The sequence below is a fragment of the Desulfovibrio sp. OH1186_COT-070 genome (assembly GCF_003860215.1).
Taxonomy (GTDB): domain Bacteria; phylum Desulfobacterota; class Desulfovibrionia; order Desulfovibrionales; family Desulfovibrionaceae; genus Desulfovibrio.
Genome location: NZ_RQYH01000011.1, coordinates 1 through 23042 on the forward strand (window position 1 = coordinate 1; position 23042 = coordinate 23042).

Below are 23042 nucleotides of genomic sequence, written 5' to 3' on the forward strand. Positions count from 1 at the left end.
TCCGGCTGTCAGCCCGTCATTCCACCCAGAAAAAATCGCAAGGAGCAGCGGGACTATGACAAAGCTCTATACCGTGTACGCCATCTGGTCGAGAACGCCTTTCTTCACCTCAAGAGATGGCGCGGCATCGCTACGCGCTATGCAAAACGAAGCCTTTCCTCCCTTGCCGCCGTGCAAATCAGGTGCATCTCACTGTGGGCAACAATAATTTGACGACACTATCTAGCCGGACAGCAATGATTATAATAGGGACCTCTTCTCTTCACCCCCGCTCTCGCTTGAGATAGCGATACAGCGTGGCCAAGCTAATGCCCATCCAATGGGCTACGGCCTTTTTGCCTTCCATATCACTGCCGTACCGTTGCAGCAGACTTTCCATACACGCCACGTCAAAGGCTGACTTGCGACGGCGCACTCCATTTGGCACCTTATCCAAAACTCCCGACAAGGCAAAACGCGGCTCCAACAGCTTTCGGGTCAGTCGGCCATTTTCACTGAAACAGACACCGTATTCCACAAAATTCTTCAGCTCACGCACATTCCCGGGCCAAGCATAAGACTCGAATTTTCTGAGCAAACCGGACGAAATTTCATAGCGTATCCCCTGTGCAGCGCTATGTGCATTGAGAAAAAAATCTGCCAAAAGACGAATATCCTCTGGCCGCTCGCGCAGAGGCGGCACAAACAAAGGTATGACGTCCAATCGATAGAAAAGATCTTCACGAAAGCGGCCCAACCTGACTTCCTCGCGCAGATTCCGGTTACTGGCAGCTATTATCCGCATATCCAACTGACAGACCTGACTGCCGCCCACGCGACGAATTTTATGATTCTGCAATGTCCTTAGCATCTTGGCCTGCAGGCTGGGCGGCATTTCACCCGCTTCATCCAGAAAAAGGGTTCCGCCGCTGGCCTTTTCCAGCAAACCAACCTGACCGGCACTGCTTGCCCCAGAAAATGCACCGCCCTCATAGCCGAAAAGGATGCTCTCTGTAAGAGATTCGGGGATAGCCCCGCAGTTGATGGCCACAAAGGCTTTCCGACTCCGTCGGCTCTGATCGTGGATGGCTCGTGCCACCAATTCCTTGCCAGTACCGGACTCGCCCTGCACAAGAACAACAACATCCATGGCGGCAACCTTATGTATCTGCTCCCGCAAACGGCAGATAGCAGGACTCTTGCCCAGTAATTGCATACTCTCGCCGCTTTCGAACGCCACCTCCCCCCCCGTTCTCTCTTAATCATTCTCAAGTTTTTTATCATTAAAAAATATTTTTAATTAAAAATCAATATGTTTTATAAAAATTTTTCTTATTTAAGAAAAACAAAAAAAACTTGTGCATAAAATGAAAAATTTTTACCGCGCCATGCTCACAACAATAGCCATAAGCATTTCAAAAAACTTATACAACCGAAATAGTATCAGGAATATCTGTTTTTGGCACAGTAATTGATAGTCTTTTAGCATCTGTTGCGTTTACGGACCCTCATTTTCATTAAAAAGCAACAATATCAACATATTATACTGCACAACAAAGGAGGCCTGTTATGAAATGGAATGAAGAAGTTACGCGGCGTGTTCGTGGCGCAATGCGGGATCGTGCCCGTGTAATGGCCTGCCTATGCGGAGAACTGGAAAAGATTCTGCCCTCCAACAAGGCGGAATCAGTGGCACGACGGGCTATCACCAGTTATGGCTGTATCCGTGCGGAGCGCGACGGTCACAAGATAACGCCCGACGAATGGGTCGATATTCACTACCGCGATATGGGCGGTGTCTTTGAAACAGAAATCACCAAGAACGATGAATACAGCGAAATGCGCATGCATTATTGTCCTCTTTTGGAAGAATGGAAAGCTATGGGGCTTCCTCCGGAAAAACAGGATCTATACTGCGACATCGCCATGGAGTTAGACCGCAATCGCGCCGCAGAACACGGCATCCCCTGTGATATCATCGAAAGACTGGGCAAAGGCGACAGCTTTTGCCGCGTCCGCCTATGGAAAAAAAAGCGACTATAAAAAAATAGCTTTTTCTCTGTTTGAGGCTTTTCTATCTTGGCAAACACCCCGATCATACTGTTTAAAACGTAAATTTTTCTGCCCTCGGACACCGAGTGGACTCTGGAATCCGGCTCCCAAAACAATTTGAAATTTCAGGGAGACACTATGAAAATCCACAGAGATATCATCTCAGGAACCATCGTTCTTTTTTTCTGCGTCGTGGGTGCTTCAAGTACCAGCCAGTTACCAACCCCGTCCACCGGAGAATGGGTCGGCCCCTCCACCCTACCTTACATTGCGCTCTTATCCACGACACTGTGCGGTATCTTTCTTGTGATCAAGGGGGCTGTCTGCCGCAATGCTGCGTATAGTGCGCCTTACCTCCCCAATCTCGATCCCAAAGCTCTGGGGTTTTATGCCTTCTGGGTTTGTTATATGGTTGCCATGATCTGCGTCGGCGACCTGGTCGCCAGCTTGGATTGGCTCAACATGCCCCACAATGGCGGCTTCATCGTGTCCACCTTTTTGTTTTTACTTGTGGCTTTGCCTCTGCTCGGCAGAAGAAAGCCATTAGAAATTGCTGGGATAGCGGCAGGAAGCACTGCCGCTCTCGTGCTTACCTTCAGTGGATTTTTTCAGGTTCTCTTGCCTTGATCTTGATAATCTGGCTTCGACTTGCTGTACGAGCATTTCGCGCGGAAAGACTTTTACAGGAGACGAACGTACATGGACATTTTCGCGGGCTTACAACAGGCGCTAACCCCCGCAGCGCTTTTCGCAAACTGTTCGGGTGTGGCCCTCGGCATTATTTTCGGTTCATTGCCAGGCCTGACAGCCGCCATGGGGGTTGCGCTACTCATACCGCTCTCTTTCGGCATGCCAACGGTAGAAGCCTTTTCTTTGCTGCTGGGCATGTACTGTGGTGCCATTTACGGAGGCTGTATTTCTGCCATTCTGGTGGGAACTCCCGGCACAGTGGCTGCTGCTGCCACCATGTTGGAAGGCCCCAAGCTCACGGCCAAGGGACAGTCGCTAAAGGCTCTAGACATGGCTACATGGGCTTCCTTCCTAGGTGGAACCTTCAGTGGCATAGCACTTGTTACTTGTGCCCCATTACTGGCTATGGTTGCCATGCGCTTCGGCGCGCCCGAATACTTTGCTCTATCCATCTTTGCCCTTACAGCGGTCACGACCTTTTCTTCCGGAAACATCCTAAAAGGCTTTACAGCCGCCTTTTTCGGACTTTTTCTTTCTTCTGTCGGCATAGATCAGATTTCAGGAGATTTCCGCAACACTTTCAACATTCCCGATCTTTTCAATGGCATCCCCCTTGTTCCGGCGCTGGTAGGCCTGTTTGCTGTTTCTCAAGTGATGCTTTCGCTGGAAGATATCTTTCACGGTCAGTTCGGCATGGTGAAATACGGTTCCCTTTCTAATGACAGCTTAACGTTCAAAGAACTGCTGGTTCAAAGGCTCAACCTGTTGCGCTCCGCTGTAATCGGCACAGCCATCGGCATTATTCCCGCGATGGGGGCTAGCGCGGCCTGTTTCATCGCCTACAGCGAGGCCAAGCGCCGATCGGCCACGCCGGAAGCCTTCGGCACGGGGACCCTTGAAGGCATCGCTGCCACTGAAAGCTCCAACAATGCTGTTACGGGCGGCGCGCTCATTCCCATGATGGTTCTGGGAGTTCCTGGAGACGTACTGACAGCCCTTCTGCTCGGCGCACTCATGATTCAGGGACTTGTCCCCGGGCCGCTGCTGTTCAGCGAACATGAAGCAGTGATCAGCGGCATTTTCGCGAGCTTCTTTGTGGCCCAAATGGCAATACTGGGTATCGGCCTGCTGGCCGTGCGGATAGCAGGTAAAATAGTTCATGTCCCCACCCCCATTCTCATGCCCATCGTCCTAGTATTGTGTGCCGTGGGCAGCTACGCCGCCAACAATTCAACCTTTGACCTCTGGATCATGGCCGGATTTGGTCTGCTCGGCTATCTCATGATCAAAGGAGGCTTTCCACAGCCACCGCTCCTGCTTGCCCTAATTCTGGGACCTATTGCCGAGTCCAATTTCCGGCGCACACTCTCCATCTCCCGCAACGACGCAAGTATTTTTGTAACCAGCCCCATTTCCTGCACCATTCTTCTCATCAGCCTGCTGCTCGTCATCAAGGTAGCCCTAGACGAACTATGCCGCACACAATCATCCCAAAGGACTCATCTGTAAAAACAAGGAGGAAGAACATGTTAGCAGCACTACAACGCCATATTGCAGCAGCCTGTAGTCTATTGGCCCTGATCTGCATGGCTTCACCAACCGTAGCGGAAGATTTTCCCGAGAAACCCATCACACTGATCATGCCCTTTGGTACAGGTAATGCCCCGGATACACTGGCGCGCATTATAGGAGAATACCTGCAAACCAAACATGGCGTTACCCTCCTGATCACAAGCAAAGCCGGCGGCAGCGGCATTCCTGCCATGGTGGAGCTGTCGCGCGCTCGCCCCGACGGGTACACCATCAGCCTCACCTCGGCCAACATTCTGACCGTGGTGCCGCAGGTCAAGCCCTGTGGCTTCACATGGGAAAGCTTCACGCACATAGCGCAGGTTTCCGAGTTCACCATGGGTTGGGGCGTATTGCCCGCTTCGGGCATTACATCGCTGGTCGATCTGATGGGAAAAGCCAAAGCCGCTCCGGATAAGTACAGCCTTGGCAGCCCAGGAGCCCTCACAGCGCAGCGCTTCTTCCACATGCAGCTTATGAAGCACTTCCCTGGTTCCAATGTGCCATATGTGGCCTATAACGGAGGCGGCGAACTGATCACGGCACTACTGGGGGGGCATATCAGCGTGGCATACACTCCCATTGCCAACTTCCTGCCGCACAAAAACAACATCCGCGTCATTGCCGTTTCCAGCGCCAAACGTGACCCCTACTACCCTGATGTTCCCACCTTTGCTGAACTGGTGAGCAAGAATCTGATCTTTGATTCTGTATATGGCATCGTAGGACCCAAACTTATTCCCGCCGAACGTGTGGAACGCCTACAGGCGTTATTCCGTGAAGCTCTTGCGGATCCCGGCGTGCAGGCCAAACTGAAGCAGGTCTACATACGCCCCAATTTCTTGCCCGGAGTGGAATTCAGCGACGTACTGAAGCAGTACAATGATTTCTTCACGGAGCCGATCCGCCAGCACAAGGAAGAAAATACTGTGAAATAATCGGAGAAAAACATGTACCGCGATCATCTTGTCCTTTTGCTCAGGCGGAATGTAAAACCGGCTCTGGGCTGTACCGAACCAGCGTCCATTGCCGTGGCCGTGTCCCGTGCACATGAGGAAAGCCGCGGGGAAGTCAGAGGCGTTCATGTCCGTCTAAGCGGCAACATTTTCAAAAACGCTCGTGGAGTGGGTATACCGGGAACCAACGAATATGGCATAGAATACGCCGTTGCTCTGGCATTGGCCTGCGGCGACTGGCGCAAAGGTCTGGAAGTGTTCGCTAACGTGGACGAAGACAGCGTGACCCAGGCTCATACAATCATGGAAACCGTACCCATTCAGATGAGTATCTGCGATTCCAAAGAACATTTTTATATTGAAGCCATAGTGTACGGTGAGATGGGGCATGGACGAACCGTAATCTTGGAAAACCATACCAATATAGTTCTAGTGGAACGCGATGGCAATGTCGTAGAGGAGGCTACCCCCTCGACCGTAGTTAATGGAAAAGAAAAAACAGCCGACACTCCCATCCTCAAGGATATGTCCATCGGGGATCTGCGAAAGGAAGTGGAAGCATTGCCTCTGGAAGAGATCGCCTTTCTTATCGCTGGGGTTCCCATGAACTACCGCATGGCCAGAGCGGGGCTGGAACGAACGCCCGGCCTAGGTCTGGGCGCGGGGTTGCGCCGCCTGATGGACGAAGGAGTCATTGAGGACAACATGGTCAACAAAGTCCGCATGTATGCTGCCGCAGCTGCGGACGCTCGCATGGCCGGACTCAAACTTCCTGTCATGTCCAGCGCGGGGAGCGGAAATCACGGCATTATAGCCATCCTGCCACCGTATATCGTCTGCAAGGAAAAGGCTCTGGATGAAGAAAAACTTATCCGCGCCCTAGCGCTAAGTCATTTAGTAACCATTGCCATCAAGGAGCTTTCCGGACCGTTATCGCCCGTGTGCGGCTGCGCCATTGCGGCCGGAGTTGGTGCGGCGGTGGCCGTCGCTTGGCTTCTGGGCTGTGAAGACAACCAACTGGCCGGAGTCATCAATTCTATGAGCGGTACCTTAGCGGGAATGCTCTGCGATGGCGCCAAGGGCGGCTGCGCCTTCAAGCTGGCCACAGCAGCATCTGAGGCTGTACTATGCGCTCTGCTGGCCAGTCAGAATATCCATGTAGGATACGGTCAGGGCATTGTTTCAATTCATCCGGAAACCACCCTACAAAATATCGGAATCATCAGCACACAAGGCATGTGCGGCGTGGATAAAACGGTTCTTGATGTCATGCTGGCCGACGCTCTCCGCGCCCCTCTGTAAACCACCTTACAAGCAAGCAGACGATCCTTGCATGCTTCTGCCCCTCGGCAAACCCAGCATCGTACAGCGATGGGGTGCCGTGTTCCGGCACCCCATCGCATTGAGCTCCGACACAGCCGGAGTCAAAAACAAGCAGCACTTCTGTCGCCGACGATACGGCGTGCCAGTGTCAGATATGCGTGCCCGCCAGGGCTTCCAAGCTGCTGTCAACAGCTTGGACGATGGCATCAGCCAGCGCCAGAAAGGCCGTTTTGGCGGCACTTTCTTCCTCAAGATAGACCACAGGAACGCCCTTGTCCGCCGCTACCACGGTCACGGGATCCAGAGGTACGGCCCCCAGAAATTTGAGGCCGTATTTCCGGGACAGTTCCTCGCCTCCGCCTTTTTTGAACAAGTCAATTTCCTGACGGCAGTGGGGACAGACAAGGCCGCTCATGTTTTCCACCACCCCAAGCACATTGGAGTTGGTATACTGCAAAAAATTGATGGCCTTGCGCACATCGGCCAGGGAAATTTCCTGGGGAGTGGTGACCACGACGCACAGGGCGTTGGGGATGGACTGCATGACAGTCATGTGTTCGTCACCGGTTCCCGGAGGCGAGTCGATGAGCAGAAAATCCAGATCCCCCCATTTGACATCCGCGATAAACTGGCGGATGGCCGCTGTTTTTTTGGGACCGCGCCAGAGGATGGCCTGATTCTTGTCCTGCAGGAGGCTGTCCATGGAAATGACAGACAGATTTTCGTTGTAACAGGCGGGGAGCATGAGGCCGGTTTCCGCATCCATTTCCACGCCGCCGGTTAGCCCGAGCAGATTGGGAACGCTGGGGCCGTGCATGTCCACATCCAGAATGCCCACCTTGAAGCCCCTGCGGGCGAGCGCCGCCGCGGAGTTTACGGTAACGGAGCTTTTTCCCACGCCTCCCTTGCCGCTCATGACAAAAAGCGTATGCCGGATATGGCCGAGGCGCTCGGCGATGCGCTGATCCTGCATGGCCGCGGGGTCGGAGCAGTTGCCGCTCCCCCCCTTGCTGGTGGCATGGGCACAGGAAGCTGCGGACGAACAGGACGAACAGGACGACATAATCCCTCCTTGCACAGATAAAACCTTGGTCCCACAAGCGGGCGTACGCGGCAGCACGCCTGTACTAGACCTTCCAGTGAATGATTGCCTTCCCACAAGCGGGCGTACGCGGCAGCACGGCGGAAAAGCCCGGAACCTACCAGCCGTGACTCCCCACAAGGTCGACAAAGACCACGGAATCCAGCTCCTCCCGGAAGGTGCGCCCGTTCTCCTTGCGGACGCGCACCAGGCGCTGGGCGCGCCGCTTGCCCCCCACCGGAATGAGCAGAATACCGCCCTCGTCAAGCTGGTCCACAAGAGGCGAAGGCACTTCCGGCCCGCCCGCTGTAACAATGATGCGGTCAAAGGGGGCGGCCTCGGGCATGCCCAGAGTGCCATCCCGTCGTTCCGGGTGGACGCCGCTCAGGCCCATATGCCGGAACAGGTGCACAGCGTTCTGGTGCAGCTCCCGTACCCGTTCCAGCGTGAACACAGTGCAGCCCATGCCCGCCAGAACAGCGGCCTGATAGCCCGATCCTGTGCCGATTTCCAGAACACGCGCGCCTTTTTGCACCTCAAGATACTGGCTCATCAGGGCAACAATATAGGGCTGCGAGATGGTCTGGCCGTATCCGATGGGCAGGGAGGTATCTTCATAGGCCTGGGCACGCAGCGCCTCCTGCACGAAAAGATGACGCGGCACGCGCGCCATGGCGTCAAGAACCCCCGCGTCCGTAATGCCCCGGCTTTCCAGCTGTTCGCGCACCATGCGCAGGCGGGAACGCTTCGGATCCACAGAACGCAAGGTTCCTCCGGAAGGGACACTGATCTTTCTCTGTCCGCTGTGCTGCATACCGGGCATGTGAGAACAGATTTTTTTCCGCAAGTCAATGCGGGGCTTCCCCCTCCTGCGGCGCGACCAAAACCCCGTATTGACCCCCGTGGGCCGCACGCGCTAGAATACAGGAATGTCAGCGCCATGACGGCGCGCGGGAGAAGCAATGAAAAAGGCACTGGTTCTCGGAGGAGAAACCGGCCTGCTGGGGCAGGCCCTGACGCGCGCGCTGCAGGCGGACGGCTGGACAGTTCATACCCTGGGCCGCCGGGACGGCAACCTGCTGGACAGGGACTTCCTGCAAGGGGCTCTGGCCGGGCATGCCCCCCACATTATCTTCAACGCCGTGGCCTGGACAGCCGTCGACGATGCGGAAGACCGCACGGAAGACGCACTGCTGCTCAATCGCGCCCTGCCCTCCATGCTGGCCCAGACGCTCAAGACCTTGGGCTCGGGGCATCTTATGCACTACAGCACTGACTTTGTGTTTTCCGGCGAGGGAACCAGGCTCTGGACCGAGGACGATACGCCGCAACCCCGCACAGCCTACGGACGCACCAAGCTGGAAGGCGAACAGGCCATTCTGGGCATTTTGCCGGACAGGGCCTGCATTTTGCGCACTGCTTGGCTTTTCGGGCCGGGGCGCAAAAATTTTGTGAGCACCATTCTGGGGGCTTGCCGCCAACGCGATGCCATCAGGGTTGTGCACGATCAGGTGGGCTCGCCCACCTATACCGCAGATTTGGCGCAGTGGAGCGTGGCGCTGGCGCAGAGCGGGGCCACGGGCATCTGGCATGCAGCCAACGGCGGTCAGGCAAGCTGGTGCGATCTGGCCTGCGAGGCTGTTTCCCTGGCTGCGGCTCCATGCCGGGTCATTCCCATAGATTCTGCAGACTGGCCGCAAAAAGCGCAGCGCCCGGCTTTTTCCGCCCTGGACACAAGAAAGCTGGCGACCTTTCTGGGCAAACCGCCGCGCCCCTGGCCCCAGGCCCTGCGGGAATATCTTTTCAGCGAAAACATGCTGCTTCCCTCTGACAACGGCGGACGATCATGAGCCACGCCATGACAGACGACCGCTGCGCCTTTGCGGCAGCTTGGCCACTGCCCGTCCTCCTCTGCCTGCTGTCCCTCTGCCTGACGGCCCTGCTGCCGCCCGAGGCCGCAGCGCGGCCCCGAAGCCTTGAAGAGTTGGCGGCCATCAGCGGAAAACTTGTCGATACAGGCACGGAATACGGCTCCATCCCCTCTCTCTACCGCCCCCGCTATGACCGCATCCAGGACGCCAACCTGAGCAGCAGCGACGATGACATCATGTTTGTCGTCATCTTTCCTGATGGCCCACGCATATATCCGCAGCGCATCATGGTCTGGCATCAGGTGGTCAACGAGGTCATTGATGATGTGGCCTATACCGTCACATACTGCCCCATCAGCGGCACACTCATGGCTTACAACGCCTATCTTGACGGCCTGAACCTCATTTTTGACATTGAGGGACGGCTCTACGACGGCAACAGCGTCCTCATGGATCGCAATTCCGGCAGCCTGTGGCTTCAGGAAACAGGCATGGCCTTTGAGGGGCCGCTCTTGGGGCGCGGCCTGCCCCTGCTGCCCGTTTTCTGGACCACATGGGGATCCGCCAAGCGCGTCTACCCCGATGCTCCCGTGCTGGCCAGACCCGCAGGCAACAGGCCTTACGGGCGTGACCCTTACGGCAGTTACCACCACAGCAACAGCTACTATACCAATGACAGACTGATCTACCCCGTACAGCGGGTGGACAGACGCTTTCCGCGCAAGACACCCATGCTCTGCCTTGAATACGAAGGCTACCTGCTGGGCATTGATGTGGCGTACGTCAAGAAAAGGGGAGCTGTGAACTTTTTTGCCGGGCCCCACGCCCTTCTGGCCGCCCATGATCCGAAGCTCGATGTGATCCGGGTTTTCAACCGCCGCGTCTGGACAGAACCGTTCCTTTTCATTCCCAGCTACGGCAAGCTCATGGATCTTGCCACCCGGAGCATCTGGGATCCGGGCACAGGCATTGCCCTGGAAGGCAACATGAAAGGTGCGTCCATGCCGCAGTATTACGGGGGCTATTCCATGTGGTTTTCGTGGTACAGCATCAATCCGGAAACTCTGGTCGTTCCCGGGGAAGGCGATGTGCCGGAAAACCTGCTCTCTCCCGCTCCGCCCGGTCAGTCCGCTCCGCAGGAAGCGCCCGACGCCACGCGCTGAATTTGCGTTCAGCCAAGCGGCAAGACGCAGGGGGAAAAGCTCCCCCTCAACAAAGGGAGAGCCGCCTACCAGCCCCCCACGCCGCCGCCGCCCGAACCACCGCCCGAGCTTCCTCCGCTGCTGAAGCCGGAATCACCGGAGCTTGAGCTGGAAGAACCGCTCGAAGACATGGCGGCAGCCGCCGCTGCTGCCGCAGCAGCCACACTCCCTGCTGCCACGGAGAGCGCCTGCACCGCCGGGAATACGCTCTGGTATCCAGTGGAAGTCACCAGCGGGTCAGGAGTGGCGCACCAGTCCGGACGGTATTCCACTTCCGCCAGCAAGGGCGCAAAGCGCTTCTGCCAGGCATCGGCGCATCCCAGAGCAAGAGCGTAGGGCAGAATTTCCTCATACTTTTCCAGAGTGTCCTCGGGCGCGTTGATTTTGGCCAGACGATCCTTTTCCGCTGTGCGGATGTACATTTCGAGCCCCTGAACCTGAGCATACTCCTTCGCCCCCTGCTTGGTACGAACGCGCAGAAAGTGCGTACTCCACACCCAAGCTATCCCCAAGCCGACCGCATAGACTGCAACGAAAATGTAGTCCACAGGCTCGACAAAAGCGGACAGGATATGCATGCACCCGACCTCGAGGGCAAGAAAAGCAACAGACATAGCCAGCCGCTTCCAGCCCTTCCGCATTACCCATACCCTGTACAGGGCAAACAAGAAAAGGCCCATGAGAAACAGCAGAAAAGTGAAGAAAAAGAAAAACTCCGAAATACCGCCGAACTCCGAAGCCGGAGAGGAGACAAAAGGCATAACGGCGATTATCATCCCGCCAAAAAGAACCGCGCCCAGCCCTCCGAGAAAAGGATGTTTCGTCCAGCGCCCCCAAGAGCTGTAGTAGTTCTGAAGGCTGTCATAGGCGTTCCCCAGTGCTGCCCGTCCGGAACCATCGCTCAGATCAAGCCTGTCTACGGAAAAGGGAAAAAACATGGAGAAAAGTACATCACACAAAGAGAGTATCCAACCGGACCTTGCTGGCCTTCCGATGCGCACAGCCTCCAGTATCACATTTTTTTTGTCCTTCATGTTCATGCGCAGATATCCGTTGACCGCCAGCCACATGATATCCGCTTGGAGCATAAGGGCGGAAAAGCGCATCTGCCTGAGCGATGCCATGAACCCCGGAGACATTCCTTTCGGAGGAGAAAAAATTGGAATAACCGTATGCCGCCCCTGCGATTTTTTCAGAATATGGCCGAGCATCAGATAATACAGGATCAGCATGCCCAGAATGGCCGCCAGCAGCAGGGTGCGGTGCTCCCCGGCCCAGTTGGCCCACGATTGCGGTGGCAAAGAAACCAGGTTCTTGTCAAAAGCGAAAACCACCGTCATGCCCTCACCCGGCATGAGCGTACGGGAACTGGTCACCGAGCCGTTTTCCAACCTGAAGTCGCGTCCTGTCTCGCCCCGCTTGCCGGTAAAGGCCGTTATGCGTGTGGGCGCGGCATTGCCGGGCAGTTCCAGGCGGAAGCTGGCCTCCTCCACGGGAAAGACGTTTTCAAAGCCTATGCCGTTATAGTATATCTCGGCATGGTTTTCGAAAAAACGCACATGATTGTCTGTCGTATAGCGCAATTCGTACACATGCTCGCCGTGGGGCACGAGCCTGTCAGAGCGGCCCACGGCAACCCCCGCAAACAGGGACAGATTCTCCAAGTGGACGTGAAAGGGAACTTCTTCTCCGTCCAGACGGGCGGACAACATGGTGAATCCGTAATGGCGCAGGGTTCCGTCTGCCAGACGCTGCCTGACAGGATAGGATCGGGTAATGCCCCGGCGGATCTTGCGCCCCTCAACATTGACGCGGATGCGCTCTGTCACCAGAAAGGATGCATCCTCCCGCACCTGCACCACCACGTCATACTGGAGAATACGCTCCGCAGCGGCTCCTTCGGAAGCAGAAAAACAGGCACACACCAGACACAGAAAAAATACGGCAAAACAGGACATCCCGCGGAACATCACAGCCTCCTTGCCAAGGCGAAACAGGGCACGCTAGCCCGCTCCCATACGAATAAGTTCTCTTTTTAGCAGAAAGTATGCAGAAACGCCATCCCCGAAAAGCTCAAACCGCTTCCGCGGCCCGACGCGCGCAGCCTGTGTGGATTTTTCAGAGCACATTGTCCTTGAAGTGCAGGCCCCTCCGGGGTTATGCTTGGTGTGCGGGAAAGCCCGCGATTTTCTTTGTACCCCCAACTTGGAGAATTTTCATGAAAAAACTGTTTTTGTGCGCGATCCTGCTGGCCTGCGGAACTTTTTTCATCGGCACCACATTCGTATCGGCCGCCTCCACGACGTACAAGGTATACTGCGCCAACGGCAAAATCGAGGTGGACAGCCGCGACCTGAAGCAGATGCAGTCTGCCCGGGGCAGCGGAACATACATGATGTCGGAATTCAACTACAGGATGGATGCGGAGAAGTTCGCCAAGCAACTGGGCGGCGTTGGCAGCCAGTGCCCCAAACGCTAACATTGCGGCCGACAGAGCGCGAACCGCCGCGCTGAAGAAAAGCGATACCACGATACGCACAGGGAGGGCAGAAAAATGGCATATACGGAAACCACAACCACAAGCTTTTTCAGCCGGATAGGTGCCTCTTTCGGCGGCATTGGGCTCGGCATCGTGCTTTTTCTCGCCGGGACGGCCCTGCTCTGGTGGAACGAAGGAGACTTTGTGGCCACGGGCGATGCGCTCACCGAGGCGCAGTCCGTAACGCAGGAGTTGGGCGACATCACCAGGCTCAACCCGGCCATGAACGGCAAATTGGTGCACGCCACAGGGCCGACCGAAACAAAGGATGTGCTCGTTGACCCGGTTTTCGGTGTCAGGGTGCAGGGCATACGCCTGCTGCGGAATGTGGAATACTACCAGTGGGAAGAAAAATCCCGGACGGAAAAACGGCAGAAGCTCGGCGGAGGCGAAGAAACCGTGACCACCTACACCTACGAGCAGGGATGGCAAAACTCGCCGGTGGATTCGTCCCGCTTCAAGGATGTTCAGGGAGGATACAGGAACTTCGTTCTTGTCCACCTTGACGATTTTGAATCCCAAGCCAAAAATGTCGCTTTCGGGGCATATCGCCTGCCGGAATCCATGATCGGATCCATCAGCGGCGAAGAACCTCTGAACGTGACTCTTTCCGGGGAAGCGCTGGACAAGCTGGATACACAGGTCCGGCGGACGCAAAAAGAGGTCGCGCCGTCAGCGCAGCAGTTTTCCGGAACCCTGTTCGGCGGGACGGACTCCCAGCTTCCGGAGGGCAAGGTGCATGTGGAGGGCAATACCGTCTTTCTGGGCGACTCTCCGGCAATGCCCAAAATCGGCGACATGCGGGTGACCTTCCGGCAGGTTCTGCCGACCAACGTCAGCATTCTGGCCAAGGTCAACGGCAATACCTTTGAAAGCTACCATGCGAGCAACGGCAAGAATATCAGCAGGCTGAGCATGGGAACCCAGAGCTTGGAGAACATGTACGGTGCCGCGCACAGTTCCAACGCTACCTGGACTTGGGTTCTGCGCATTCTGGGAGTCATTCTGGTCATTTCCGGATGCAAGATGGTTGTGGCTCCCCTGTCGGTCATTGCCAGCGTTGTGCCCTTTCTGGGCGATGTGGTCGCGGCGGGCACGGGCATCGTCTGCACGTTTTTCGGCCTTGCCTGGTCGCTGCTGATCATTTCCATCGCATGGCTGCGCTTCCGCCCGGTAGTGGGCGGCTGCATGCTGCTTGTGGCGGCAGTGCTCATCGCCCTGCTCTACGTCAAGGGACGCAAGGCAAAAGCCGCCGCGTAAGAATTTGCCTCCCGCAAAAAAATAACCCGGAAAAATCTGCCCCGTCATGCCAAGGTCTTGACGGGGCGGATTTTTTTTCAGCATGCGCCAAGATTTCAAGACTTTTTATAAAAAATAACTTATTGATTTTTATTTATTTTTACATACTGGCACATGTTCTGCATGATGCGGGCAGGCAAAACGCACAGGCGTTTCAGACAAAACAGATTTTTCTCTTGGGGAGGAAATATGAACAATCATCTGGATTACGAAATCAACAAGGAACTGGGCGAGTGCTACCTGTTCATGGGCGATTACGACAAGGCCGAAGAATACTACCGCAAGGCGGCCAGCAGCAATACGCAGAGCGCCGCTCCCTATCTGGGCTTGGCTACCGTGGCCGTGCAGCGCTCGGAACTGGACAAGGCCCTGATCCTCTACCAGAAGGCCGCGGCTGTGGACGAAACGGACAAGGCCCTGTGCGGCATCGGACTTGTGTGCATGGAGCAGGGCAAGCATGAGGAAGCCTATACCCACTTTGCCAAGGCTCTCGGCAAGGCCGCCGACAATATTGTGGCCCTGAACTGCCTGGTGCGTGAAGCCTATCAGCTGGGGCGCGTGGAAGACGTGCTGCCGTTTTTGGAAGACAGCCTGCAAACAGGCGTTGAAGCCGAGGCCATTCGTGTCACCTTGGCCGGGTGCCTCATTTACCTTGGCCGTGGCGACGAGGCTCGCCAGCATCTGGAGGCTGTGCTTGGCGCCAACCCGGCCAATGCCAACGCCAAAGAACTTTTTGAAACCATGGCCGCCTGAAGGTATGCGCCTGCGGGGCATCCCGCATGCCCCTCCCCATAAGGTTTTCCGGTCCGGTCACAGACCGGGCCGGAAAACCCCGGAGGAAGCATGCCTTCAGGCCACTCCTGCCCTGCACAGCCCGGCTGACGGAACCGGCTGCTGGCGGCAACACGGTTTGGGCAAAGACGCTGCGGGTTCATCCGCGCGCTCCGGCTGCCACAAGCCTGCGTCTCCATCACCTCTCGTGGTACATCTATGACCCGGCTGCCCACAAGCCTGCGGAGCCTGCTCGCTCTACCTCAATGCCGTCATGCTTACCAAACGGCTGCCCACAAGCCTGCGGAGCCTGCCCTGCCGGAAACGGCAACAGGCGAAAATGTACCGTACGCAAGAACGGCAGCCCCCCCCAGCAGAGAGCGACGGCGCGTAATCTCCATGCCCGCCGCGCGCGCAAGTCCTTCCAGTCCGCCGCGTCTCATGTATTCCCGCGCACAGGCAAAAACCGCATTCCCGCCTTTTCTGAACGCCGTTCCCGCCATAGCCGCAAAGCCCGCAAGCACAGCGGCCGGGGTCTCCATATTGCGCTCCGCCAGCCTGAAATCCGCAGCCAGCACCACGCGCGCGCATCTTCCGGCCTCACGCAGCATATTTTCCGCATCTTCCGGCGACAGACAGGACAAAACATAGCCCAACCGCAGGCAGGAAAGAGCGCCGTCTGCCAAGGCGCACAGCATTGCCAGAGAAGGATTGAGCGGCGCAGAACGCGCATCTGCGGGCCACGGCACCAGATCCCGTACGGCAGACCAGGGGAAAAAACTCGCGCCGGAAAAATTCTTCATGCTGTCTCCGCAGCCGCCCGCAGTTCACGCAAAAGAGCGTCCCGCACGTCGGCGTGCGGCGGGCAGTCCCGCAGGCCCTGCAACAGGCTCGCGGCATGGCCGTCCCGCAAAAACTGCCGCCGACTGGAGGAAAAATGCAGGTCAAAGTACCAGGATCCCAGCAAAAGGCGAAAGTCGTTGACACACAGCAGATCAGCATAGGCCGCCGAGCGCCTCTCCAGCACCGCCTGTCTGACCTTCGGGCTTGCCAGCCCGGGATCGTCGGGAAGTTGCAGCACCACAGCGGGATGGTACGGTTCCGGGCCACGCAAGTGGCAGTCCATAACGCGCAAAATGTCCAGTTTGTCAGCATCGCGTACTACTGTGACCACAAGGGCCGTCTGCCGGGGCATATGCACTGGCAGGGAAAAACGGTTGTGCAGGCCAACGCCCGCGAGCACCAGCCGGGCGACATCCGGCGGTTCTTTGGCCAGCGCCCCTTCCCGCTTGAGAATGCGCACTCCCAGGTGCCCGTGGTTGCACGAATCCCTGTCGCGAAAAGTTCCGTACCGCAAATACTGCTCGAAGCGCCCCACGTCATGATACAGCGCGGCCAGCAGGCAGGAGCGCCCCACAAGAGGAGAAAAATTTTCCGCCTCCACCATGCGCGCGGCATTGGCGAAAACAAGGAGGGAGTGCTCCATTTTCAGATCCAGCGGCCCCGGATCGCGGGCAGCCGAGGCGCGTTGCCGCGCAAAGTAATCCTGAAGCCATTGCTGATGCACGGCAATGTCCATCTGCCGTTTCTCCGTTTGGGTTTCTGATGCTGTTTTGGCGGCGGGTCTTTTTGCGCGCCAGCGCCCCGCGGCGGTTGGGATCAATGCCGCCCCGCTGAGTTTGCGCCTTCCTGCCGGGCGGCTTGAGCATCACGCGACTTTTTCCTATCATGAGCGCACAGCGCGTATCGCGCAGCTTCACATACACCCACATCCGGAAACAGCCAAACACAATCTCGCCCGTACACCCGGAGCCGCCATGTCCGATTTTGTCCACCTGCATTGCCATACCGAATACAGTCTGCTGGACGGGGCCATTCGCATCAAGGATCTTTGTGCCCGCGCCAAGGATTTCGGCATGCCCGCCTGCGCCCTTACCGACCACGGCAACCTGTTCGGCGCGGCGTACTTCTACAAAGGCTGCAAGGACATGGGAATCAAGCCCATTCTGGGCTGCGAGGTATACGTCTGCCATGACCACAGAGACAAAAGCGCGGATTCTCCCCTGGCCCGCCGCCGGAACCACCTCATTTTGCTGGCCAGAAACATGACGGGCTACAAGAATCTGGTCAAACTGGTCACCCACGGTTTTTTGCACGGCTTTTACTACAAGCCCCGCGTGGACAAAGATTTGCTGTGCACCCATGCCGAAGGACTTACCTGCCTTTCCGCCTGCATTGCCGGCGAAATTCCCCGCGCGATTCTGGCTGATGACATGGACAAGGCCCTGACCCTGACCCGCGAATACGCAAGCATTTATCCCGGCCAGTTTTATCTGGAAATACAGTCCAACGGCCTCTCTGAGCAGGAAAAAGTCAATACGGCCCTGATGGAAATCGCCCACGACACGGGCATTCCCCTGGTGGCCACCAACGACTGCCACTATCTTGAAGCCGACGACGCCAAGGCCCACGAGGTACTGCTCTGCATCCAGACCCAGACCACCATGGACGATCCGAAACGCATGCGCTTCGAGACGCACGAATTGTATTACAAGTCCGTCGAAGAGATGGAAAAGGCCTTTGCCCATGTGCCCGAAGCCCTGGCCAACACCGTGCGCATCGCCGAAGACTGCACGGTGGACCTGGATTTCGGCAAGCACTATTTTCCTGTCTATCCCCTGCCCGAAGGTGCCAGCATGGACTCGGAATTCCGCAGGCTGGCCGAAGACGGACTGGAAAAACGCCTGGAAAGGCACCCTGACCGCGAAAACCTTGATCCCCAAGTGTACAGGGACCGCTTGCGGCACGAACTGGACGTGATCATCCAGATGGGATTTTCCAGCTATTTTCTCATCGTGCAGGAATTCATCAACTGGGCCAAAAACAATGCCGTGCCTGTGGGGCCGGGCCGCGGCTCCGCCGCCGGCTCCCTGGTGGCCTGGGCCTTGCGCATCACCAACCTGGACCCCATCCCCTACAACCTGCTCTTTGAACGTTTTCTCAACAGCGAGCGCGTGTCCCTGCCCGATATCGACGTGGACTTTTGCGAGCGCCGCCGCAGCGATGTCATCAAACACATGGTGGACATGTACGGCGAGTCCTCTGTCGCCCAGATCACCACTTTCGGCAGCATGAAGGCCAAGGGAGTGGTGCGCGATGTGGGCCGCGCCCTGGGCATGAGCTTTGCCGAGACAGACCGCATTGCCAGACTGGTGCCCGCCGACCTGAAAATGACCATCGCCAAAGCGCTGGAAACCGTACCGGAACTGAAAGACCTCCACGCCACAGACCCGCAGGTGCGCCACCTTCTGGACACGGCTCGCCGCCTTGAAGGGCTTGCGCGGCATGCGTCCACCCATGCTGCGGGACTGGTTGTTTCCGACGGCCCCATGCAGGAATACCTGCCCCTGTATCTGGGCAAGCGCGGCGAACTTGTTACCCAGTTTGACGGTCCCATGACGGAACAGGCCGGGCTGGTCAAGTTTGACTTTCTCGGCCTCAAAACCATGACCCTCATTCAAGACACTCTGGACAATATCGCCCTTCAGGGCCAGACCCCGCCCGATCTCGACAACCTCTCTCTCACCGATGCCGCGACGTACGATCTCTACGCCAGAGGCGACACTGACGGTATCTTTCAGGTGGAAAGTTCCGGCATGCGCCAGTATCTGCGCCAGCTCAGGCCGTCCTGCTTTGAAGACATCATTGCCATGCTGGCCCTGTACCGTCCGGGGCCGCTTGGCTCGGGCATGGTGGACGAATTCATCAAGCGCAAGCACGGGCAGGTAGAGGTAAGCTATCCGCACGAATCCCTCACCGACTGCCTGCGCGACACGTACGGAGTCATCGTCTATCAGGAACAGGTCATGCAGATCGCCCAGATCATCGCCAATTATACTCTGGGCGGCGCGGATCTTCTGCGGCGGGCCATGGGCAAGAAAAAGGTCGAGGCCATGGCCAGGGAGCGCGTGACCTTTGTGGACGGGGCGGAGAAAAACCATATCACCAGGCAAACGGCGGAAGAAATTTTCGACCTGATGGAAAAGTTCGCGGAATACGGGTTCAACAAGTCCCACTCTGCGGCGTATGCCCTTATCTCCTACTACACGGCCTATCTGAAAACGCACCATCCGGTCGAATTCATGGCAGCCCTGCTCACCTCGGAAATGGGCAATCAGGACAAACTGCTCAAATACGTTTCGGCCTGCAAGGACATGGGCATCACCGTGGTGCCGCCCTCCGTCAACCGGAGCCAGCGCGAATTCACGCCCCATGAGGGTCAGATATTTTTCGGCCTGGGCGGCATCAAGAACGTGGGGGATGAAGCCATCCGCGAGCTGACGGACGCCCGGCTGCAGGCGGGAGAATTCACGTCTCTTCTGGACTTGTGCTGCCGGGTCAACCTGCGCAAGGTGACCAAAAGGGTGCTGGAATCCCTTGTCAAGGGCGGAGCCTGCGACTGCTTTGGCGTGACGCGCGCGGCCATGCTGGCCTCTCTTGAGCTTGTGACCGCCCGCGCCCAGAAAAAAGCGCGGGAAAAAAACTCCAGCCAGATTTCCCTGCTGGTCATGGCGCCGGAGGAGGAAACCGCGCCCCCGTCCGGCATCGGCATGGACTGCCCCGAAGGGACTTTGCCGGAAATGCCCGAAGACGACAAACTCAAGGCGGAAAAGGAAGCGCTCGGATTCTTTCTGACCAGCCACCCCTTGCAGCCCTATTGGCACGAAATACGCCGTCAGTGGCTGACAACCCTTGAAGAAGCGCGCGATCTGCCCGCCGGAACAGAAATCCGCTGTGCTGTGCTGGTCACAGGCGTCAAGGAATTTCTGACAAAAACCCGGAACGAACGCATGGCCTTTGTCAACGTCGAGGACCTCACCGGCCACGCGGAAGTGACCTTTTTTCCCCGTTCCTATACCCTGTGCCGCGAGCTTCTGCTTTCGGAACAGCCCCTCTGCCTGGTGGCCCGCATCGACAGCCAGACAGACGCAAGCTCCGGCGACCCTGATGAAGACAGTGAAAAATCTTCTGAACTCAAACTGCAGGGCCAAAGTGTCTGCACCATGGAAGAAGCCTGCCGTCAGTGCGATACTCCCGTATGGGTGCAGGTTCCCCCAAACAGGCTGAACCGCGCCGACCTGCTGGCCCTGCGCACCATTCTGGAAAACCACTCCGGCCCGGTGGAGGCCCGGGCCCAGATACGGATTGACGGGCACGTCTGCACACTGTCTCTTGCCGAAGAACTGAAGGTGACTCCGGGCCCAACGCTGGACAAGGCGCTTTCCGCCTGGGCATCATGAACGTGCATATCCGGCGGCATGCCGGAGGGGTTGCCCGATACCATCAAATGGCGAAGGGCTGTACCCGGCAGCAGCATGCTGAAGGAAAGAACTCTAAACCATTTTTGAGGGATAGCCGATAGAGAAGGAAGTACCGGGCAAAATACTATGCTTGTGCCCATGGTGCGATAAAAGGAGAGAGGGGAAACAATGAACATAAAAAACAAGATCGTATTGTTCTATATCTTGTCCTCGGCCGTAACCGTTTTTGCGATCATCGGCATCCTTGTCTACAAGGCCTACGAGTTTGAATACACAAACAGCGGGCGGCAGAACGCGCAGACTCTCGCCCACATCAACAAGTACATCGAATCCGTCTTTCACTCGGCGCAGCAGAACGCCCGTATGCTTGCGGCAACTCCGGAGGTTGACGCGGCCAGACACGGAATTCCCGACTTCACGCGGGCCACCGAACCCACCAAGGTGCTGCGCTCCCAGATGGACGAAGAAACGCAGGAGTTGGACAAGCTGCTCGAACGCATTGTGCAGACCCATCCTTCATATCTGGCTGCGGGTGTGGGGCTGGAAACAGGACAATACACGGAATTTCCCCCATCGACGTTTTCTCCGGGCTATGACCCGCGCAAACGCGGCTGGTATCAGGGTATCATGGCCGCAGGCACGGACGTTTCCGTCAGCCCGGCCTATCTGTCCACAGCCGGCGATCTGGTCTGCGGCGTCACGGCAAAGATGACGGATGCGCGCGGCGCGGCAAAGGGCGTGGCTCTGCTGGAAATCAAGCTCACCAGCCTTGTGGAGATGGTCGCTTCTGTCCGCCTGTACGACACAGGCTATCTGGTGCTGCTGGAAGACTCGGGCACCATTCTGGCTGATCCGCGCCACAAGGAAGCCCTGTTCAAGAAAATCGGCGACGGCGTCATCCCCGGTCTTGCCGGGGCAATGCAACTTAAGGACGGCACAACGGTCATCCGCATGGGCGAGCAGGAAAATCAGGTGACCGTTTTGACGGGCTTTCACGGCTGGAAACTCTTGGCCATTGTGCCGCAGGACGAAGTTTACGCCAGCGTCACCGAGATGGTCCGCTTCGTCGGCCTGACCGGTTTTGTCATTCTCTGCCTTGCGGGGCTGGCTTCCTGGGGACTTGCCAGAAGCATCAGCACCCCCATTGTTTGTCTGGCCCAGACTTCCGAAGCTCTGGCGCAGGGCCGCCTCGACACTCCCCCGCCCCATGCCGCCATGTTCACCGGCGAAATGAAAATTCTGCACCGCTCCTTCTTCATGATGGTGGACAACCTCAAGCAGATGCTGGAAAAAGCCAGACTCAACGAAGAAGATTCCGCCACGCAGACGGCCAGGGCCCAGGAAGCTCTGGCCCAGGCCGAAATCGCCGGGCAGGAAATCGAAAAAAAGAACGCGCACATCCTCTCGGCCGCCCAGCATCTGGAACAGGCCATCCTGACCCTGAACTCCACATCCGACGCCTTGGCCGGGCAGATCGACCGATCAAAGGAAGACGCTTCCCGTCAGGCCGCAAGAATCACGGCAACAGCCGCAGCCATGGAAGAAATGAACTCCACCGTGCTGGACATCGCCCGGAACGCGGGCCAGGCATCAGAAGCCTCCGCCCTTGCCCGCCAGAAGGCCGAATCCGGCGCGGAAGTGGTGCAGATGGCCATTTCCGGCATCCAGACCGTGCGGGATCAGGCCCTCAAACTCAAGGAAGACATGGCGCAGCTTGACGAAAGCGCGCGGGCCATCAACCAGATCATGAGCGTCATTTCCGACATTGCCGACCAGACCAACCTGCTGGCCCTCAATGCCGCCATTGAGGCGGCTCGCGCGGGCGAAGCCGGGCGCGGCTTTGCCGTGGTGGCCGACGAGGTGCGCAAACTGGCGGAAAAAACCATGACGTCCACAGCAGAGGTAGATCGGGCCATCACCGCCATTCAGGCCAGCACCAAGCAGAGCATGGTGCAGATGGACGCTGCGGCAAATTCCATTGAGGAGGCCACACAGTTGATCAACCAGTCCGGCGGCTCCCTGCAGGAAATCGTGCAGATGGTGGACTCCACGGCGGATCAGGTGCGGGCCATTGCCACAGCGGCAGAGGAGCAGTCCGCCACCAGCGACGAGATCAACCGCTCCATTGCGGACGTCAACGAAATCGCAGGCACAACCGTTGATACCATGCGCCAGGCCGCCGATGCCGTGGTGGAGCTGGGGCGCCAGTCGCATGACCTGAAGGGGCTGGTGCAGGACATGAAAATGCACTGATGCAGCCGGGACGACACAACTTCCGCGAGGCGGGGTTTGTCATCAATCAGAAACGGCAAGGCCAGCGCTGCGGCCTTGCCGTTTCTGCACATGCGTTGCCCCGCCCTGACACATTGTCGCGGAGTCCCCAAACGGA

18 protein-coding genes and 1 pseudogene are annotated in these 23042 nt (G+C 57.3%); 13 read left to right on the plus strand and 6 right to left on the minus strand.

Annotation, left to right across the window (positions count from 1 at the left end; all coding sequences use genetic code 11):
* Positions 1-213, plus strand: a pseudogene (locus EII23_RS05470) (IS5/IS1182 family transposase); the annotation flags it as partial.
* Positions 214-262: 49 nt separating this feature from the next.
* Here the strand turns inward: EII23_RS05470 and EII23_RS05475 are convergent.
* Positions 263-1195, minus strand: a complete 933-nt coding sequence (locus EII23_RS05475; protein WP_260424612.1) for a sigma-54-dependent Fis family transcriptional regulator — start codon at positions 1193-1195, stop codon at positions 263-265.
* A gap of 353 nt (positions 1196-1548) precedes the next feature.
* On the opposite strand from EII23_RS05475, the gene EII23_RS05480 reads away from it, so the two are divergent.
* The 5 genes from EII23_RS05480 (at position 1549) to EII23_RS05500 (ending at position 6548) form a co-directional block, all read left to right on the plus strand.
* Complete coding sequence (locus EII23_RS05480; protein WP_124792385.1) at positions 1549-2022, plus strand: L-2-amino-thiazoline-4-carboxylic acid hydrolase; 474 nt, start codon at positions 1549-1551, stop codon at positions 2020-2022.
* A gap of 147 nt (positions 2023-2169) precedes the next feature.
* Positions 2170-2658, plus strand: coding sequence for a tripartite tricarboxylate transporter TctB family protein (locus EII23_RS05485; protein ID WP_124792386.1), 489 nt, complete (start codon positions 2170-2172; stop codon positions 2656-2658).
* A gap of 72 nt (positions 2659-2730) precedes the next feature.
* A complete protein-coding gene (locus EII23_RS05490) occupies positions 2731-4230 on the plus strand; it encodes a tripartite tricarboxylate transporter permease (RefSeq protein ID WP_124792387.1) in 1500 nt (499 codons plus the stop codon).
* A 17-nt stretch (positions 4231-4247) separates the two neighbouring features.
* Entirely contained in the window at positions 4248-5228 is a 981-nt protein-coding gene (locus tag EII23_RS05495; RefSeq protein WP_124792388.1) for a tripartite tricarboxylate transporter substrate binding protein, read from the plus strand.
* A 12-nt stretch (positions 5229-5240) separates the two neighbouring features.
* Positions 5241-6548, plus strand: coding sequence for a serine dehydratase subunit alpha family protein (locus EII23_RS05500; protein ID WP_124792389.1), 1308 nt, complete (start codon positions 5241-5243; stop codon positions 6546-6548).
* 169 nt (positions 6549-6717) lie between these two features.
* On the opposite strand, the gene EII23_RS05505 is transcribed toward EII23_RS05500, so the two are convergent.
* Both EII23_RS05505 and EII23_RS05510 read right to left on the minus strand, forming a co-directional pair.
* Entirely contained in the window at positions 6718-7632 is a 915-nt protein-coding gene (locus tag EII23_RS05505) for an Mrp/NBP35 family ATP-binding protein (RefSeq protein WP_124792390.1), read from the minus strand.
* A gap of 136 nt (positions 7633-7768) precedes the next feature.
* Entirely contained in the window at positions 7769-8380 is a 612-nt protein-coding gene (locus EII23_RS05510) for a protein-L-isoaspartate(D-aspartate) O-methyltransferase (protein WP_124792460.1), read from the minus strand.
* Positions 8381-8612: 232 nt separating this feature from the next.
* On the opposite strand from EII23_RS05510, the gene rfbD reads away from it, so the two are divergent.
* Positions 8613-9500, plus strand: coding sequence for a dTDP-4-dehydrorhamnose reductase (rfbD, locus tag EII23_RS05515; RefSeq protein ID WP_124792391.1), 888 nt, complete (start codon positions 8613-8615; stop codon positions 9498-9500).
* The gene (locus EII23_RS05520) at positions 9497-10684 is read left to right on the plus strand and encodes a DUF3179 domain-containing protein (RefSeq protein WP_260424613.1); all 1188 of its coding nucleotides are present in this window, start codon (positions 9497-9499) and stop codon (positions 10682-10684) included. The genes rfbD and EII23_RS05520 overlap by 4 nt, the downstream gene beginning before the upstream one ends.
* A 65-nt stretch (positions 10685-10749) precedes the next feature.
* Here the strand turns inward: EII23_RS05520 and EII23_RS05525 are convergent, their stop codons facing one another.
* On the minus strand, positions 10750-12693 hold the full coding sequence (locus EII23_RS05525; protein WP_124792392.1) for a DUF2207 domain-containing protein: 1944 nt from the start codon (positions 12691-12693) through the stop codon (positions 10750-10752).
* A 248-nt stretch (positions 12694-12941) separates the two neighbouring features.
* Between EII23_RS05525 and EII23_RS05530 the strand changes: the two genes are divergently transcribed.
* The 3 genes from EII23_RS05530 (at position 12942) to EII23_RS05540 (ending at position 15314) form a co-directional block, all read left to right on the plus strand.
* The gene (locus EII23_RS05530; protein ID WP_124792393.1) at positions 12942-13202 is read left to right on the plus strand and encodes a hypothetical protein; all 261 of its coding nucleotides are present in this window, start codon (positions 12942-12944) and stop codon (positions 13200-13202) included.
* Between the two features lie 75 nt (positions 13203-13277).
* A complete protein-coding gene (locus EII23_RS05535; protein ID WP_124792394.1) occupies positions 13278-14522 on the plus strand; it encodes a TMEM43 family protein in 1245 nt (414 codons plus the stop codon).
* Positions 14523-14750: 228 nt separating this feature from the next.
* A complete protein-coding gene (locus EII23_RS05540) occupies positions 14751-15314 on the plus strand; it encodes a lipopolysaccharide assembly protein LapB (RefSeq protein ID WP_124792395.1) in 564 nt (187 codons plus the stop codon).
* A 296-nt stretch (positions 15315-15610) separates the two neighbouring features.
* On the opposite strand, the gene EII23_RS05545 is transcribed toward EII23_RS05540, so the two are convergent.
* Together EII23_RS05545 and EII23_RS05550 are read right to left on the minus strand one after the other, a co-directional pair.
* The gene (locus EII23_RS05545) at positions 15611-16135 is read right to left on the minus strand and encodes a hypothetical protein (protein WP_124792396.1); all 525 of its coding nucleotides are present in this window, start codon (positions 16133-16135) and stop codon (positions 15611-15613) included.
* On the minus strand, positions 16132-16911 hold the full coding sequence (locus EII23_RS05550; RefSeq protein WP_124792397.1) for an HD domain-containing protein: 780 nt from the start codon (positions 16909-16911) through the stop codon (positions 16132-16134). The genes EII23_RS05545 and EII23_RS05550 overlap by 4 nt, the downstream gene beginning before the upstream one ends.
* A gap of 238 nt (positions 16912-17149) precedes the next feature.
* Between EII23_RS05550 and dnaE the strand changes: the two genes are divergently transcribed.
* Positions 17150-20632: a DNA polymerase III subunit alpha gene (gene dnaE / locus EII23_RS05555; protein WP_124792398.1), complete on the plus strand. Its 3483-nt coding sequence runs from the start codon at positions 17150-17152 to the stop codon at positions 20630-20632.
* 189 nt (positions 20633-20821) lie between these two features.
* A complete protein-coding gene (locus tag EII23_RS05560) occupies positions 20822-22906 on the plus strand; it encodes a methyl-accepting chemotaxis protein (protein WP_124792399.1) in 2085 nt (694 codons plus the stop codon).
* The last annotated feature ends 136 nt before the right edge of the window (positions 22907-23042 follow it).